Source organism: Vibrio kanaloae, from assembly GCF_024347535.1.
Lineage (GTDB): Bacteria > Pseudomonadota > Gammaproteobacteria > Enterobacterales > Vibrionaceae > Vibrio > Vibrio kanaloae.
Map to the genome: position 1 here is coordinate 237913 of NZ_AP025497.1, position 15379 is coordinate 253291.

Annotated in this window: 17 protein-coding genes; 6 read left to right on the forward strand and 11 right to left on the reverse strand. The window is 44.2% G+C overall.

All coding sequences use genetic code 11. The features are described from left to right. From OCV24_RS01065 to OCV24_RS01080, 4 genes are all read right to left on the reverse strand, one after another. Positions 1-1206: a tyrosine-type recombinase/integrase gene (locus tag OCV24_RS01065; RefSeq protein ID WP_167514272.1), complete on the reverse strand. Its 1206-nt coding sequence runs from the start codon at positions 1204-1206 to the stop codon at positions 1-3. 229 nt (positions 1207-1435) lie between these two features. Continuing rightward, on the reverse strand, positions 1436-2053 hold the full coding sequence (locus OCV24_RS01070; RefSeq protein WP_046224673.1) for a superoxide dismutase: 618 nt from the start codon (positions 2051-2053) through the stop codon (positions 1436-1438). A 76-nt stretch (positions 2054-2129) separates the two neighbouring features. After that, entirely contained in the window at positions 2130-3512 is a 1383-nt protein-coding gene (cpxA, locus tag OCV24_RS01075; RefSeq protein WP_017055873.1) for an envelope stress sensor histidine kinase CpxA, read from the reverse strand. Further along, the gene (locus OCV24_RS01080) at positions 3512-4201 is read right to left on the reverse strand and encodes a response regulator (protein ID WP_136997921.1); all 690 of its coding nucleotides are present in this window, start codon (positions 4199-4201) and stop codon (positions 3512-3514) included. Before OCV24_RS01080 ends, cpxA begins: the two co-directional genes overlap by 1 nt. A 178-nt stretch (positions 4202-4379) precedes the next feature. Between OCV24_RS01080 and OCV24_RS01085 the strand changes: the two genes are divergently transcribed. The 3 genes from OCV24_RS01085 to pfkA all read left to right on the forward strand — a co-directional run bounded on the left by OCV24_RS01085 (position 4380) and on the right by pfkA (position 7240). Next, the gene (locus OCV24_RS01085; protein WP_150878774.1) at positions 4380-4889 is read left to right on the forward strand and encodes a CpxP family protein; all 510 of its coding nucleotides are present in this window, start codon (positions 4380-4382) and stop codon (positions 4887-4889) included. A 164-nt stretch (positions 4890-5053) separates the two neighbouring features. Next, entirely contained in the window at positions 5054-5962 is a 909-nt protein-coding gene (fieF, locus tag OCV24_RS01090; protein WP_017055870.1) for a CDF family cation-efflux transporter FieF, read from the forward strand. A gap of 315 nt (positions 5963-6277) precedes the next feature. Further along, positions 6278-7240, forward strand: coding sequence for a 6-phosphofructokinase (pfkA, locus tag OCV24_RS01095; RefSeq protein WP_017055869.1), 963 nt, complete (start codon positions 6278-6280; stop codon positions 7238-7240). 159 nt (positions 7241-7399) lie between these two features. Here pfkA and tpiA read toward each other — a convergent pair whose 3' ends face one another. After that, on the reverse strand, positions 7400-8170 hold the full coding sequence (gene tpiA, locus OCV24_RS01100) for a triose-phosphate isomerase (protein ID WP_077680960.1): 771 nt from the start codon (positions 8168-8170) through the stop codon (positions 7400-7402). 249 nt (positions 8171-8419) lie between these two features. Between tpiA and OCV24_RS01105 the strand changes: the two genes are divergently transcribed. Both OCV24_RS01105 and OCV24_RS01110 read left to right on the forward strand, forming a co-directional pair. Continuing rightward, on the forward strand, positions 8420-8767 hold the full coding sequence (locus tag OCV24_RS01105) for a 5-carboxymethyl-2-hydroxymuconate Delta-isomerase (protein WP_017055867.1): 348 nt from the start codon (positions 8420-8422) through the stop codon (positions 8765-8767). A gap of 86 nt (positions 8768-8853) precedes the next feature. After that, entirely contained in the window at positions 8854-9276 is a 423-nt protein-coding gene (locus tag OCV24_RS01110) for a DUF805 domain-containing protein (RefSeq protein ID WP_046224671.1), read from the forward strand. Positions 9277-9375: 99 nt separating this feature from the next. On the opposite strand, the gene OCV24_RS01115 is transcribed toward OCV24_RS01110, so the two are convergent. The 3 genes from OCV24_RS01115 to glpX form a co-directional block, all read right to left on the reverse strand. Further along, a complete protein-coding gene (locus tag OCV24_RS01115) occupies positions 9376-9723 on the reverse strand; it encodes a DUF3135 domain-containing protein (protein ID WP_017055865.1) in 348 nt (115 codons plus the stop codon). Between the two features lie 136 nt (positions 9724-9859). Next, positions 9860-10486 (reverse strand): helix-turn-helix transcriptional regulator, encoded by a 627-nt coding sequence (locus OCV24_RS01120; protein WP_046224669.1) that lies wholly within the window; start codon positions 10484-10486, stop codon positions 9860-9862. A 174-nt stretch (positions 10487-10660) separates the two neighbouring features. Beyond that, entirely contained in the window at positions 10661-11668 is a 1008-nt protein-coding gene (gene glpX / locus OCV24_RS01125; RefSeq protein WP_017055863.1) for a class II fructose-bisphosphatase, read from the reverse strand. Between the two features lie 326 nt (positions 11669-11994). On the opposite strand from glpX, the gene zapB reads away from it, so the two are divergent. Continuing rightward, positions 11995-12237: a cell division protein ZapB gene (gene zapB, locus OCV24_RS01130; RefSeq protein WP_009848877.1), complete on the forward strand. Its 243-nt coding sequence runs from the start codon at positions 11995-11997 to the stop codon at positions 12235-12237. 88 nt (positions 12238-12325) lie between these two features. On the opposite strand, the gene rraA is transcribed toward zapB, so the two are convergent. The 3 genes from rraA to hslU form a co-directional block, all read right to left on the reverse strand. After that, on the reverse strand, positions 12326-12841 hold the full coding sequence (gene rraA / locus OCV24_RS01135; RefSeq protein ID WP_017055862.1) for a ribonuclease E activity regulator RraA: 516 nt from the start codon (positions 12839-12841) through the stop codon (positions 12326-12328). A 73-nt stretch (positions 12842-12914) separates the two neighbouring features. Beyond that, positions 12915-13832, reverse strand: coding sequence for a 1,4-dihydroxy-2-naphthoate polyprenyltransferase (locus OCV24_RS01140; protein ID WP_029626911.1), 918 nt, complete (start codon positions 13830-13832; stop codon positions 12915-12917). A gap of 189 nt (positions 13833-14021) precedes the next feature. Continuing rightward, positions 14022-15362: an HslU--HslV peptidase ATPase subunit gene (hslU, locus tag OCV24_RS01145; protein ID WP_017055860.1), complete on the reverse strand. Its 1341-nt coding sequence runs from the start codon at positions 15360-15362 to the stop codon at positions 14022-14024. Positions 15363-15379: the final 17 nt, after the last annotated feature.

Here is a 15379-nt window from a genome sequence, read left to right on the forward strand (position 1 = left end):
TCAGCTCCTTTGCTCACAGGTTACCATTACGGTACGCAAGCGGATATAACGGTAGACTGTTTTGGAGCCCTCACTATGGCGAAGACGTTTCCGCACTACTTCGAGCGCAGCACTTTCTGAACGAGTTTCTTGGCCTTCAGGGTTTAGTAGCTCATCATTATATAGTTTGGTCGCAAACGAGTGACGGAGATCGTGGTAGCTAAGTAGTTGATTGATAAATGGTAATTTGTTTCTTGCTTTTCTGAACGTTGTAGTGGCCTGTTTCCTACCAATAGGAAGGCCCTTCCCTTGTGGGTCAGAACGAACGAATAATGTCGGGGCATCGTACCCAGATTCTAATACGGTAGCTGCCCGTTCAAAATCATGGTACTCCTGCATACCTTGAAGTAACTCTCGGTCAATGTAGATTTTACCAGTTCTTCCTCCCTTGGTATATTTTCCTCGAAGAGTGTATTCCCACTCCATCTTTTCTGGGCGGGACTTGAGCTCTTTAAATATGGAACGTAAGCCTTGATGGTTTCCGTAGTCATTAAGCTCAAGTCCAGTATTCTCTTCTGCTCGTAATCCAACTTCATACCCTAACTGTAGTAATAGCTTGTCACGTTTACACGGGCAAACACGTAGTAGGTCGTTGTATTCATAACTAGATACATAATTAGTCTTTAGTGGCTGGGTATCCTTTTCAGCCATGTACTGTTTGGTTTTTCGATAAATAGTTGTTGGTCGATTATTATCTTTTTCCCAAACACCTAAAGCACAGAGAAAATTGCAATATGCGGCAATTCCTGATTGATGTGCTTTGAGAGACTCAGGTGACTTTAATTGTTCTGGCAGTACCTCATTGAGGTAATGATTGAGATAGCGGGTAGTCAGATTTTCAGTGCGGTGAATGCTTAGATCTGGGTTTTTGTTTATATGTTTGAGTAATTTAAACACATGGCCAACATAATTTTCCAGTGTATTTTCTGTTATTGGCTCGGCCTTAAAAGCAGTTTCTACGTTCAGCACCTTTTTACGTGAGAGTGAGGAACCACAATTGCTGCGTTGGCCTGATGTGTGCCACCCCCAAACTTCCAGAGTTACTGCAATTTGTACCAACCACAAGCTAGGTAAGATAACAGGCTCGTAATCGTCATCATAATAAACATGTAGTCTTTGTATGTTGATACCATCGATTTCTACATCATGGTAAAGGCTTTTATACATGAGCATTTACACAGTAGTTATGTAATCTTAATAGCCTAGTATGGAGGGGGAGATTGTGCCAATAAAACCTAAAAAAATTGTCATTAAGGCTGGGGGGCTATTTTACCCGTATTGGGTGCAATTTCAGGTTCGTATAGAGCGATATCAAACATGTTGGCTCACAAGAATAATCAAAGATAGCCAGAGTATACGGTGGCAAGCTGAGTGAGTACAGTTCACCACCATTCGCTTACGCTTGATTTGCGAGTGCTTGTGCGTAGTTTTCAGCAACCGCATTCCAATTCACCACATTCCACCATGCGTTGATGTAATCAGGGCGACGGTTTTGGTAACTGATGTAGTAGGCGTGTTCCCAAACATCCAGTGCAAGAATTGGTTCCCCGTTGCTGGCGATGGTATCCATCCAAGGGTTATCTTGGTTTGAGGTCGAGATGATCTTTAGTTGTCCCTCTTCTACCACTAACCAAGCAAAGCCTGACCCGAAGGTATTGATCGCCGCTTGAGCGAACTGTTCTTGGAATGTTTCGAAATCTCCGAATGTGTTCTTGATAGCGCCGCCAAGTTCGCCAGCCGGTTCACCACCGCCGTCTTGAGACATACAGTTCCAATACAAAATATGGTTGTAGTAGCCGCCACCATTGTTACGAACGGCAGGGCTATGCTGCGAGATATTAGCGAAGATCTCGGTCAGTGATTGCTGTTCTAGTTCACTACCAGCGATAGCATTAACAAACTTATCGTAATAGGTTTTGTGGTGCTTGCTGTAATGCACTTCCATCGTTTTAGCATCAATGTAAGGTTCTAGAGCATCGTAAGCGTAGGGTAGAGCAGGAAAAGTGTGCAACATGGTAAATCCTCTGTAATTAGAGGATTTACCATAATGATAATAACAATCATTATCAACTGCGATCTTTGTGGGGGTATTACACCGGTAAGATAGGTAGAGTGATTTCGAGTTGTAATCCACCTAACTGGCTGCGGCTGGCGGTAATGGTTCCGCTGTGTTGGCGAATTGCACTTTCAGTAATGGTTAACCCAAGTCCTGTACCGCCAGAGTTACGATCACGGGCGGTTGAAACACGATAGAAAGGCCTGAAAATAGAATCTAACTCATCTTCAGGCACGCCATCGCCATTATCGTTCACACAAATTGTGAGTAGATCTTGTTGAACACTGAATTGCACATCGACGCGGTCCTTACCGTAATAGATTGCGTTACGTGTAATATTGTCTAACGCACTCATCAATAGCTTGGGGTTACCTGAGATAGAACGCTCTGGGATCTCCGAAAACGTCAGCTGTTTCCCCATCTGTTCGGCTTCAAACTGTGCGTCTTTTATAATTTCTTCCCATAAGCTCGAGATGGGCTGAACCTCACGAGTAATATGGCTGTTGACCTGCATACGAGATAACGTCAGTAGTTCACTGATCATCTGTTCTAAACGTTGCGCTTCGGTATCGATACGCTCGAGTTCTTGGCTCTCACCTTGTTTACGAATCGCCAATGCATTTGCCATGCGTAGGCGGGTCAGTGGTGAGCGGAGCTCGTGTGAGATATCAGAGAGCAGACGCTGTTGACCTGAGATCATCTGGTTCACCGCTTCGACCATTTGGTTAAAGCTTTCACCAGCTTGTCTGAATTCTGAGGTGCCTTTTTCTAATTGAGGGTCGACCTCAAATTGTCCTCTCGCTACACGTTTTGCGGCGCGTTCTAGTCTGCGAGCAGGTTGACTCAATGCCCAAGCTAACCAAAGTAATAGCGGGGTACTCGCTAACATGACGGCAAGTAAAAGTTGTAGAGGTCTATCAAATAGGCGTAACAAGAACGGCGGTGGCTGATCCCACTTAACTCCGATATACATCATCAGGTCCTCACCGGCAAGTGCGACTGGTATTGGGCCTGCTACCATGTAATGTCCATACAGCTTTTGTTTTGGCACTTTAGGGTTATCAATTGTCGTCACGAAGTTACGAATGGCTTTTACTTTGTAATCTGAATGCTTTTTAGTTGTTAACACCGAGCCTTCAAGATCGGTTAAGTAGATGCGAGGGCGTGTGTCTTTCCGGCTGCGTGGTGGGCCTTCCAATTGGAAGACAATCTTGCCCAAGTTATTTTCTTTGGCGAATCGCTTTTCGATACTTTTTGCAATACGGCTAAGTTTCGTGAAGTGTTCTTCAGGGACATCACGCGCAACTCTAGGGTCTAAATGGGGAAGCGATAGGACCGATAAAAGCACCAATAACATGGTGAACCAAAAGATAGCAAAGATACGCCCATATAAGCTGGTGATTTTAGGTATGCGCATTAATCTTCCTCTATCAATAAATAGCCACGGCCGCGTAAAGTTTTGATACGAGATTTACCGTCGTGGCGCTCTGGAATCTTCTTACGTAGATTAGAGATATGCATATCAATCGCGCGATCAAAAGCGGCGAGTCTTTTACCCAATACATCTAAGCTCAAGGCTTCTTTGGTGATCACTTGCCCCGGATTCTGGATTAAATGGCTAAGTAAGACGAACTCTGTGGTTGTAAGGTCGATGATTTGACCATTGCAGTAGGCTTCTTGTTTGCCTGGGAAGATCTCGATGTCTTGGTATTGAATGGTGTCACTGGCTGTCTTAGGCGCGGTGTTGGTTTGTGTTCGGCGCAGAATGGCTCGAATACGCGCGAGCAGCTCTCGGTCACTGAATGGTTTTGGTAAGTAATCATCAGCTCCAAGTTCAAGGCCAATCACACGATCGATTTCTTCGCCTTTTGCGGTCAGCATCAGCACGGGTGTTTCCCAATTTTCTCTCAGTTTCTTTAGTGTTTCCATACCATTAAGGCGTGGCATCATTACATCCAAAAGAACTAGATCAATCTCCTCATTGATAGCCTCAAGCCCCGTATAGCCATCATTGGCTTCGGAAACTGTAAAGCCCTCAAAGCTCAGAATATCTTTAAGTAAACAGGTTAATTCGGTGTCGTCATCAATCAGAAGAATGTTCGCCATCAGGGAGCCTTAATCGGTTAGTTAGGTTAATACTACTGCTAATTATTCGCCAGCTTTCACTCTTTACGATTCTTTACGCTTTCTAAACGTCACTTTACGAGGGAGGAACTAATCTATATCTAAGCGCTAACAAACAGACGTAACACATAACTTATTATACCGAATTGAGGCAAAGATTATGAAAATGACTAAGAAACTTGTACTAGTAGCGGCGGTACTTCCACTTATGTTCGGTGCAACCACTGCGTATGCATACGGTAGCGGCGATAAAGGCGACCACAAAGGCATGCACGGCAAATGCGGCGGCTTCGATAAGAAAGTGATGCGCCAACTCGATCTCACTGACGCACAAAAAACAGAATTGAAAGAGATGCGAGAAGCAAATCGTGCAGAGATGAAAGCAAAACGCGTTGGCAACAAAGCCGATAGAGTGGCGCAAATGAAAGCGCACCACGAAAAAGTTCAAGCCTTGGTATTGGCTGACAACTTCGATGAAGCTGCAGCGAACGACTTAGCAAGCGAAATGGTTGAAAAGCAAACTGAGCGTCGCGTGGTAATGCTGAAGAAGCAACACGAAATGATGAGTGTGCTAACGGCTGAGCAAAAAACGCAACTGAAAGAAATCCAACAAGAGCGCATGACTAAGTGTGCTGACAAAATGGAAAAACGCATGAATAAAAACAAGTAATTTATGGCTTGAAAAAGCCGGATTGAATGAAAGTATTGAGAAAGAAGCGGCCAAGTGTCGCTTTTTTTGATCCCTAAAAATGAATGTTTTACATCCTAGCTGTCATATTCAATTGATTGTTTGCAGGTTATACTTTGTGCTATCAGTCACTTTATAGCCAAATTATGAAACAAGAATACGCACGTTTAGTTACGCTCGCCGCTTGGGCAGCCACCACCATCGCTACTGTTTTATTGATAGTGAAAGTCGCAGCGTGGTGGGTGACAGGTTCAGTGAGTCTGTTGGCTTCGGTGGTGGATTCAATGCTGGATATCGCCGCTTCTGTCGTCAATCTTATTGTGGTTCGTTACTCTCTACAGCCCGCTGACAAAGAACATACCTTTGGTCATGGTAAAGCAGAATCTCTTGCCGCATTAGCACAAGCGATGTTTATTTCGGGCTCGGCCTGCTTCCTTATTCTTAATGGTATTGAACGCTTTTTTAGGCCACACGAATTGAATTCCCCGGAAATCGGTATCTATGTCAGCTTGTTCGCAATAGTGATGACCTACGGTTTAGTCAGATTTCAAAAGCACGTGGTGAAAAAAACTGGTAGCCAAGCTATTGCAGCCGATTCACTGCACTATCAGTCTGATCTCTACATGAATGCGGCCATTATGTTGGCGCTGGCATTGAGCTGGTTTGGTATTGGGCAAGCGGATTCGGTGTTCGCGATTGGTATCGGTATCTACATTCTTTATAGTGCTTATCAAATGGCAATGGAAGCCATTCAATCTTTACTGGATAGGAAGCTGCCCGATGAAGAACTGGAACAGATAAAAGAAACATCGTTGAGTGTGGAAGGCGTACTCGGTGTGCACCAGCTAAGAACGCGCCGTTCAGGGCCGATTCGATTCATTCAATTGCATTTAGAGCTTGAAGATAATATCCCACTTATTGAAGCGCATCGCATTTCTGACGAAGTAGAGGATAAGCTTATCTCCGTGTTTCCTGATGCTGATGTATTAATTCATCAAGACCCATATTCGGTCGTATTTGGCCCCGAGAAGCAGCAGAAATTTCATTCTTGGTAATAGACCGGAAAAATAGAGAGCAAATGGTAAGTGTGTGGCTTTTGAACTAAAGTGAGTAAAAATTGCTAATTCTTTGGTGATACAAAAACCACCGCATAACAATTAATGTTGATTCTGATGTGAATCAACAAAGTTATTGGTTAAAACTGTAATACTCTTACAGAAGTAGAAATGTTACATAAATTTACGCGATTTAAGTGCTATTCCTATTGAGGAAATGTAACATAAAGCACAAATATAGATTTAAAATCTTGTTGATATACGATCAGCAAGCAAAAGAATTGAATAATAGATTCCCAAAAATCGAGGGTGAGCATGATTAAGAAGATCGGTGTTTTGACCAGTGGTGGTGACGCTCCAGGCATGAACGCAGCAATTCGCGGTGTAGTTCGTACCGCGCTATCAGTTGGCATTGAAGTTTACGGCATTCACGATGGCTACCAAGGCCTTGTTGAAGACCGTATCGAAAAGCTTGACCGTTCAAGCGTATCTGACGTAATCAACCGTGGCGGAACTTTCCTTGGTTCTGCACGTTTCCCTGAATTCAAAGATGTTAAAGTTCGCGAGAAAGGCATCGAGAACCTTAAGAAGCACGGTATCGAAGCACTGGTTGTTATTGGTGGCGATGGCTCTTATATGGGAGCTAAAAAACTGACTGAAATGGGTTACCCATGTATCGGTCTTCCAGGTACTATCGATAATGATATCGCAGGCACTGATTACACTGTTGGCTACCTAACTGCGCTTAACACGGTTATCGATTCAATCGACCGTCTGCGAGACACTTCTTCTTCCCACCAACGTATCTCTATTGTCGAGATTATGGGCCGTCACTGTGGTGACCTTACGCTTATGTCTGCGATCGCGGGTGGTTGTGAGTACATTATTACGCCTGAGACTGGTCTCAATAAAGATCAATTAATTAGCAACATTCAAGATGGCATTGCTAAAGGTAAGAAGCACGCAATCATCGCTCTAACCGAGCTAATGATGGATGCGAACGAGCTAGCGAAGGAGATCGAAACGGCAACAGGTCGTGAGACTCGTGCAACGGTTCTTGGCCATATACAGCGTGGTGGTCGTCCTACTGCATTTGACCGTGTACTGGCTTCTCGTATGGGCAACTACGCTGTTCACCTTCTTCAAGAAGGTCACGGTGGCCGTTGTGTTGGTATCGAGAAAGAAGAACTTGTTCACCATGACATCATCGATTGTATCGAGAATATGCAGAACCCCGACCGTTCTGAGCTGTTCCGCGTAGCCGAAGAGTTGTTCTAAGTACGCTTAGCGTTAACTTAAAGATTTTAAAAACCGCTGATTTATTAGCGGTTTTTTTGTGCCTGTCATTTGAGTTTGAAGCTTGAACCCCAAACGACAGACAATAAAAAAGGCCAACCTAAGTTGACCTTTCATTTAATTTAAACGGTGAAGTTTAAATTAAGCTTTTGCTTCCGCTGCTGCTTTAGCGATAGCTGCGAAGCTTTTCGCGTCTAGAGCTGCGCCGCCAACTAGAGCACCGTCGATGTCTGGTTGTGCAAAGTAAGCTGCTGCGTTGTCTGGTTTAACAGAACCACCGTATTGGATTACAACTTTCTTAGCAACGTCTTCAGATTTCTCTGCGATGTGTGTACGGATTTGAGCGTGGATGCGTTGTGCATCTTCAGCTGTTGCTGCTTTACCAGTACCGATAGCCCAGATTGGTTCGTAAGCGATAATAGCGCCTTCAAGAGCTTCAACACCTTGAGTATTGATAACAGCGTCAAGTTGACGAGCACATACAGCAACCGTTTCGCCTGCTTCGTTTTGTGCTTCAGATTCACCGATACAAAGAACTGGAGTTAGGCCGTTCTCTTTTAGGAATGCGAATTTCTTAGCTACAAATTCGTCTGATTCGTTGTGGTATTCACGGCGCTCAGAGTGACCGATGATGATGTGAGATGCGCCGAACTCTTTAAGCATCGCTGGAGACATGTCGCCAGTGAATGCACCGCTGTTGTTTAGGTCAGAGTTTTGAGCACCTAGGATGATCGCGCTGCCCGCTTCAGTAAGCGTACGCTCTGCTAGATCAACGAAAAGTGCTGGTGGAGCAACTGCTACGTCTACGCCTGTTACGCCTTCAAGTTCAGCGTTAAGACCGTTTAGTAGATCAACAACCATTTCTTTGCTGCCGTTTAGTTTCCAGTTACCCATAACTACAGGATGACGCATAGGAATATCTCCAAAGTATTTAAATAAATCGAATGTAAAAAAGTAAACTTTATTACGAAATAATATAACAGATTAATATCAACAGATCATGACTGTGGTCATGACTTTCTTGGATCTTACTCAATGGTAAGAGTAGATTTTGAGCATATATCAGTGATCCGGCAGACAGAATAATAGCTAACTTCTCGGATTTTTCACCGTTAGTTGCTATTAAGAGACAAACGATTGCGTTAACAATGGGAAGTAATAATGCCGAATCTAGTTTTAGAGTACTCAAATTCAGTGGACGAGCGAGTGAATATCCAAGGTTTACTAGAAGATCTTCATCAAGTTGCATTAAACTGCGGCTTGTTTGATGTGCCTTCTGTGAAGTCACGTTCACTGCGTTGTCATAACTGGCTAGTCGGTGACGAAGAGGACAGTGTGGATTTTATTCACATCAGCTTCGAGTTACTTTCAGGACGTACCGAAGGACAGAAAAGAGAGTTGTCACGTTTGCTAATGCAAGCCCTACAAGAACAGGCAAGCCATATCCGCAGCCTTACGGTGAACATAAGAGATATGGATAAAGATTGCTTTCAGAAAGTGATTAACTAGCTAAAAATAATCAACGAATTAAAAGTGATTAACTAACTATTTGCTGCTAACTTTTTGGTAGCGTATTAATTTTTGAGTATTTTAAGATGTCGATGAAAGATTTACTGCTCTCTTTCAAGGGGAGAATTGGTCGTAAGACTTATTGGATGTGGAATATTTTCTACTATGTGGCGATTACTGGTTTTGCTTCCGGTATCTCGGTTTTGTTCCCCGCATACACTTATATCCTGCTGCCAATCTTCTTACTGCTGCTGGTTATTCCAGATCTTGCGGTAACGGCTAAGCGTTGGCATGACCGTAATAAGTCGAACTATTGGCTATTGTTAAATGTGCCTCTCGTTCTGGGACGTTTAGCCTCGCCAATGGCAGCAACCACGACAGAGTCGGTATCGCCAATTCATATGGTGGCTACCGCTGCAGCATTAGTGTGTGGGTTATGGATTTTGATTGAATGTGGATTGCTTAAGGGAACTGAAGGTCGTAATGATTACGGTGAAGATCCAGTATAATAATTGAATGAATATAAGAAGGGAGCATTATGCTCCCTTTTTTTTGTTTTTGGTCTCTAATATTTTGTTACTGATGCTTGGGCGCTGGAGTAACGATTTTTAATACATTTTTGGCTCTGTGTTCGGCCTAAAAGGAACCACATTTTCAGATTTAGGCTCTTCAAAACCACAGCGGCCTTGAAGCGCATCTTGAAATTTACAGACCTGACAGCGTAGCTCTTGCATCAGTACAACATTGGTATGGTGAGGGTTTTTGCAGCGGCTAACGACTAAATCGATGTGACTTTGCTGAGCTCGAAGCCTGTTTTGCATCACTTGAGAGGCAGAACAGATCATTTGCTCACACATCTCGTGTTTGAATTGATTGAATGCTTTAGGATCGCTTTTCGCGAGTTGGACCAGTTCATCAAAGGGTGGCAGTTCTTGGTCGGGCTGTGGATGTGCCATCATTCCTTCCTTAGCATTAAGTATGTTTCATATGCTTTAAGCTTAAGAAAGAATTCTGTACAAATTTTGTTCTATTGTGGTTTTCTCAATATTGAGACGAGACCAGTGATTTGGCGCGAAGCTTAAGCACTGAGCATTACGATGAAGGTGTGGGTGTTAGGGTGTAAGTGCAACGTCGCTCGCCAGCAATAATGTGTTCAGTACGGCTTACATGGCACTCGTCTTTGAGCAGTTCGGTGAAAACATTGAGTTCTGACTGGCATAAGCTAGGGCAACGAGTCGCAGCCTTACATATAGGGCAGTGGTTCTCTATCAAGATGTAATGATCGTCATGCTCTTGAAGCTCTGCCATGTAACCTTCTTCTTCACGAAGTTGAGTGAGCTTTTCAAGTTTACTGATCAGGTTATCACAGCCAGATAGAGCGGTTTGATACTGCTTTAAAGTGTGTTGTTCACGCTCGGCAGCAACCTTAGCTAGCCCCTCTTGGCCAAATAGGTTCTCTACGGCATCAATCACTTGAATCGTCAGCTCACCGTGTCGGTCTGAGAATTGGCTATGGCCTTGTTGAGTCAGTGACCAATGGCGGGTAGGACGTCCCACTTTTACTTTAACGTCATGAAACGCAAGAATACCGTCATCTTCCAGGCTTTGCAGATGTTGCCTTGCCCCCATTGTCGTCATGTCAAATTCTTCTGACAGTTGCTTCGCGGTTACCGCTCCTTGGCGCTTAATGGTTTGTAAGATTTTGTCGCTTGTTTTCATATTATCCCTACCTTATGAACCTTACTATTATGAGGCAAGGTGTTTATAAAGCAAACCATTTACTATATTGGCCGCCGTTCACGCTATTGCTAGCATATGGTGTGTTTGGCACTGGCCAATAAAACAAAAGGCTGATACGTGGTATCAGCCTTTGTTGTTCTGTTTAACTTAGGTTTACAGGATGTGATCGATTACTTCAGGGTCTTTACGTTCTAAGTAGTGAATTGATTTGATGCGACGAATCGTACGGCAGCGACCACGTATAAGTAGTGTTTCTGTGGTTGCGATATTACCTGTACGAGTAATGCCTTCTAGCAAATCACCTTTGGTGATGCCGGTTGCTGAGAATACTACGTTGTCGCTGCGCGCCATGTCTTCCATCTTCAACACTATACCCGCTGTTACGCCCATTTCAGCGCAACGTTCTAGCTCAAGCTCACCGTGCTTACGGTTTTCTGCGGTATCGCCTTTCACCTCGTGACGAGGGAGAAGACGACCGTGCATGTCACCATCTAGTGCGCGAATAACCGCCGCAGAAACGACACCTTCAGGTGCGCCACCGATGCAGTACATGACGTCTACTTCGCTGTCTGGCATACAAGTGAGGATAGAAGCAGCAACATCACCGTCTGGCACTGCGAATACGCGAACGCCCATTGCTTGCATGTCGGCGATGACTTGATCGTGACGTGGCTTAGCCAGTGTCGTTACAACTAATGTATCCAGCGTTTTACCCAGCGCTTTCGCTACGTTTTCTAGGTTTTCTTTTAGTGGTCGTGCTAGGTCAATCACGCCTTTAGCGCCAGGGCCTACAACTAACTTTTCCATGTACATATCAGGCGCTTTAAGGAAGCTGCCTTTTTCGCCTGCCGCCAATACAGCCAATGCGTTTGATTGGCCCATTGCTGTCATGCGTGTTCCTTCAATTGGGTCAACGGCAATATCGACAGCATCACCGCCCACACCTACTTGCTCCCCGATGTAGAGCATAGGTGCATCATCAATTTCACCTTCACCAATAACAATCTCACCGCTGATTTCGGTTTTGTTTAGTAGACTACGCATTACTTCTACAGCAGCGCCATCAGCAGCGTTTTTATCGCCACGGCCAAGCCATTTGTAACCAGCTAGTGCTGCACCTTCAGTGACACGAGAGAATGACATTGCTAAATCGCGTTTCATGCGAACTCCAAAACTTTTAAAGGGGGAGGGAAGATAAATTTTGCGGCGGATTTTACCATATCCAAAAGGAAACGTTTGCCTTTTTGTTTTTGGGGATTGCTCTCGATCAATTTGCAGTAGAAAACAATAAATCTTTATCAAAATAATCAGCCTGTGGATGTGGAGATAATCATTCGCGTCAATATTCGGTAAAAAGCGCTGTTTTTTTCATCGAATGGTGCAAATTATCGAATATATTGAGTGTTTATCCTTGCTCTGCTGAGTAGAATGGGGAAATAAGTGGAGTGAACCTTCACCATTAAATGGATAACTAAAGGTAGGCCAGAATGTCTTTTGAAGTACTAGAGCAGCTAGAAGCAAAAATTCAAACAGCAGTAGATACAATTGCACTTCTTCAAATGGAAGTGGAAGAGCTTAAAGAAGAGAAACAAGCACTAGCGACAGAAGCTGGTGAGCTAAAAGCAAGCCGTCACGAGCTAGAGCAAAAAACTCAGCAAATGCAGGAAGAGCATTCAGCATGGCAAGATCGCATCCGTAACCTTCTAGGTAAAATGGATGACGTTGAGTAATTGACTCTTCAGATTAAAAAAACGCCCGCTACTGAGTAGCGGGCGTTTTCGTTCGTTGTTCTAATTGGCTGGAGCTTTGTTCGAGTACTTAATCTGATTCTTCTTCGACATCAAGGTCGAGTTCAACATCTAACGGCTCAGCAGAGAGAATGATGCCTGTGTTATCCGCGTAAAGGTAATCTTCAGGTAAAAAAGTCACGCTGCCAAAATTGACTGGAACATCAACCTCACCAATGCTCTCTTGGCTAGCTCCGACAGGAATGGACGCTAAGGCCTGAATGCCGAGATTCATATCTTCTAGTTCATCGACTTCACGTACACAGCCATAAACCACAATCCCTTCCCACTCATTGTCTTCGGCAAGCAGGGCTATTTCAGCATCGATCAGCGCTTTTCGTAATGAGCCACCACCATCGATTAGCAGCACTCGACCTAACCCATCTTGCTCCAATACAGAGCGAATCAAAGCGTTGTCTTCAAAACACTTTAATGTTGTGACCTGTCCTGCGAAGGATGCTCGTCCACCGAAGTTGCTGAACATTGGCTCCACGACATCAACTTGATCTATGTAGATGTCGCACAGTGCTGAAGTGTTGTATTCCATTCGTTTACCTTTTGAACAATGAACTTACTTTGAGTATATCGGTGCCTGATCCCTTTGCAATGATTAGTCTCAATTAACTCAATAGAGTTTGAGCTACGACAACCCCTGCAAACAATAAGTTAGTGACCAGGGAGCATTTCACAATAACGGGCATCATTGGTGCAATCTGAGCTGGTTTATCGGTTTTCCATACGGCTTTACCATGCTTGTAAACAACAATGATACTGAACAAGAATGGCAGGCTAATCCAAACGGGTTTCTCCTGAATCAGTAGGTATAGCGCGAAAGATGCAAGGGCGAAACCAAGTAACAAGAAATGGTAGTGCTTGGCTTTGCGCTGCCCTAAGCGAACGGCCATAGTGCGCTTACCACATTCGCTATCGTTTTCGATATCACGCATGTTGTTGATATTGAGAACTGCCACTGCCATTAACCCACAACCTAAAGCGGGAAGAAATAGGCTAGGCTCAACGTGGCCAGTATGCAAGAAGTACGTTCCAGACACGCCTAGCAATCCAAAAAAGATAAACACTGATAAGTCGCCAAGGCCGATATAACCATAGGGCTTGTTACCAACTGTGTATGCAATAGCAGCCGCAATCGCCAGAACACCAAGAGCGATGAACGACAAGATACTCTCAATCGAGCTTAGTGCATAAAAAATAAGAACCAACCCAGCTATTACCGTAAATACGATGTTGAGGATGATAGCTTGCTTCATGGTCTTCGCGTTGACTGTACCAGACTGCATCGCGCGTATTGGGCCTAAACGCTTCTCGTTGTCGGTGCCTTTGACGGCATCGCCATAGTCGTTGGCTAGGTTCGATAGAATCTGTAATAGAGTGGCGGTTAAAAAAGCCAGCAGCGCTATCGATAAAGAAAAATGATTGCTAGCGAACGCCAAACTACTTCCTGTAAGAATGGAGACGAGTGCGAGAGGCAGAGTTTTTGGTCGCGCGGCATCAAGCCAGATCAGTAAAGATTGTTTCATCGTAAGTCTATTTTCATTGTAAGTGCACTTTTGTCGTTAGTACGCTAGTGGTAGGTATATCGTGTCATACTGTAATTCGAGTATACGCCCATTTTTTAGGTAATAAAAAGCCCACTTTATAGTGGGCCTTGAATTCGTCTATTAGCTGCTATTTCTTTGAGATAGAGCAATAAGTTGGAGTTTAATGTGCTACAGAATGAAGCGGCTTAGATCTTCGTCTTCCACGAACTCACCTAACTTTGATGTTACGTAAGCTTCGTCAATCACTAGCTTGCTGCCGGCTCTGTCCGTTGCGTCGAATGAAATCTCATCCATTAAGCGCTCCATTACTGTGTGTAGACGACGTGCTCCGATGTTTTCAGTGGTTTCGTTCACACGCCATGCTGCGTCTGCAATTTGGTTGATGCCATCTTCAGTGAATTCAATGCTGACGTCTTCTGTTTTCATTAGAGCAATGTATTGCTCTGTTAGAGACGCTTTTGGCTCAGTCAGGATACGTTTAAAGTCGTTCGCTGATAGTGCTTCCAGCTCTACGCGGATTGGCAAACGACCTTGCAGTTCAGGAATTAAATCTGATGGCTTCGATACTTGAAATGCACCAGACGTGATAAACAGGATGTGATCAGTTTTAACCATACCGTGCTTGGTTGAAACTGTGCTGCCTTCGATAAGAGGCAGTAGATCACGTTGAACACCTTCACGAGATACATCTGGGCCTGAACTGTCGCCACGCTTACAAATTTTGTCGATCTCATCGATGAATACGATACCGTTGTTTTCAGCGTTGAAGATCGCATTCTCTTTTAGCTCTTCTTGGTTCACAAGCTTAGCGGCTTCTTCTTCAGTTAGTGCTTTGAATGCATCCTTGATTTTAATCTTGCGCTTTTTCTTGGTGTCGCCAGCTAGGTTTTGGAACATACCTTGTAACTGGTTTGTCATCTCTTCCATGCCAGGAGGAGCCATGATTTCAACACCCATCTGTGGTGCTGCGACATCAATTTCAATCTCTTTGTCATCCATCTTACCTTCGCGCAGTTTTTTGCGGAAAATCTGGCGAGTATTCGAAGACGTTGTGTCTTCAGTTGATTGCTCGTTCTGGCCCCAAGCATCACGAGCAGGCGGCAGAAGAGCATCAAGAATACGTTCTTCGGCTTGCTCTTCAGCGCGGTATTGCACTTTTTCCATCGCTTGTTGATGTGTCATCTTGATCGCAACATCGGTTAGATCGCGGATGATGGTTTCAACTTCTTTACCAACATAACCCACTTCGGTGAATTTGGTTGCTTCCACTTTGATGAAAGGCGCGTTCGCGAGTTTTGCTAGACGACGAGCTATTTCAGTTTTACCCACACCCGTTGGGCCAATCATCAGGATGTTTTTTGGCGAAACTTCAACACGCAGGCTTTCTTCAAGCTGCATACGACGCCAGCGGTTACGTAATGCAATGGCTACTGAACGCTTAGCGTTATCTTGACCAATAATGTGGCGATTGAGTTCATGAACGATTTCGCGAGGAGTCATCTCAGACATGGTTTTTCCTTAATTCT

Coding starts and splice junctions, on each gene's coding strand:
- OCV24_RS01065 (WP_167514272.1), bottom strand. CDS start 1,206: ATGTATAAAAGCCTTTACCATGATGTAGAAATCGATGGTATCAACATA.
- OCV24_RS01070 (WP_046224673.1), bottom strand. CDS start 2,053: ATGTTGCACACTTTTCCTGCTCTACCCTACGCTTACGATGCTCTAGAA.
- cpxA (WP_017055873.1), bottom strand. CDS start 3,512: ATGCGCATACCTAAAATCACCAGCTTATATGGGCGTATCTTTGCTATC.
- OCV24_RS01080 (WP_136997921.1), bottom strand. CDS start 4,201: ATGGCGAACATTCTTCTGATTGATGACGACACCGAATTAACCTGTTTA.
- OCV24_RS01085 (WP_150878774.1), top strand. CDS start 4,380: ATGAAAATGACTAAGAAACTTGTACTAGTAGCGGCGGTACTTCCACTT.
- fieF (WP_017055870.1), top strand. CDS start 5,054: ATGAAACAAGAATACGCACGTTTAGTTACGCTCGCCGCTTGGGCAGCC.
- pfkA (WP_017055869.1), top strand. CDS start 6,278: ATGATTAAGAAGATCGGTGTTTTGACCAGTGGTGGTGACGCTCCAGGC.
- tpiA (WP_077680960.1), bottom strand. CDS start 8,170: ATGCGTCATCCTGTAGTTATGGGTAACTGGAAACTAAACGGCAGCAAA.
- OCV24_RS01105 (WP_017055867.1), top strand. CDS start 8,420: ATGCCGAATCTAGTTTTAGAGTACTCAAATTCAGTGGACGAGCGAGTG.
- OCV24_RS01110 (WP_046224671.1), top strand. CDS start 8,854: ATGTCGATGAAAGATTTACTGCTCTCTTTCAAGGGGAGAATTGGTCGT.
- OCV24_RS01115 (WP_017055865.1), bottom strand. CDS start 9,723: ATGGCACATCCACAGCCCGACCAAGAACTGCCACCCTTTGATGAACTG.
- OCV24_RS01120 (WP_046224669.1), bottom strand. CDS start 10,486: ATGAAAACAAGCGACAAAATCTTACAAACCATTAAGCGCCAAGGAGCG.
- glpX (WP_017055863.1), bottom strand. CDS start 11,668: ATGAAACGCGATTTAGCAATGTCATTCTCTCGTGTCACTGAAGGTGCA.
- zapB (WP_009848877.1), top strand. CDS start 11,995: ATGTCTTTTGAAGTACTAGAGCAGCTAGAAGCAAAAATTCAAACAGCA.
- rraA (WP_017055862.1), bottom strand. CDS start 12,841: ATGGAATACAACACTTCAGCACTGTGCGACATCTACATAGATCAAGTT.
- OCV24_RS01140 (WP_029626911.1), bottom strand. CDS start 13,832: ATGAAACAATCTTTACTGATCTGGCTTGATGCCGCGCGACCAAAAACT.
- hslU (WP_017055860.1), bottom strand. CDS start 15,362: ATGTCTGAGATGACTCCTCGCGAAATCGTTCATGAACTCAATCGCCAC.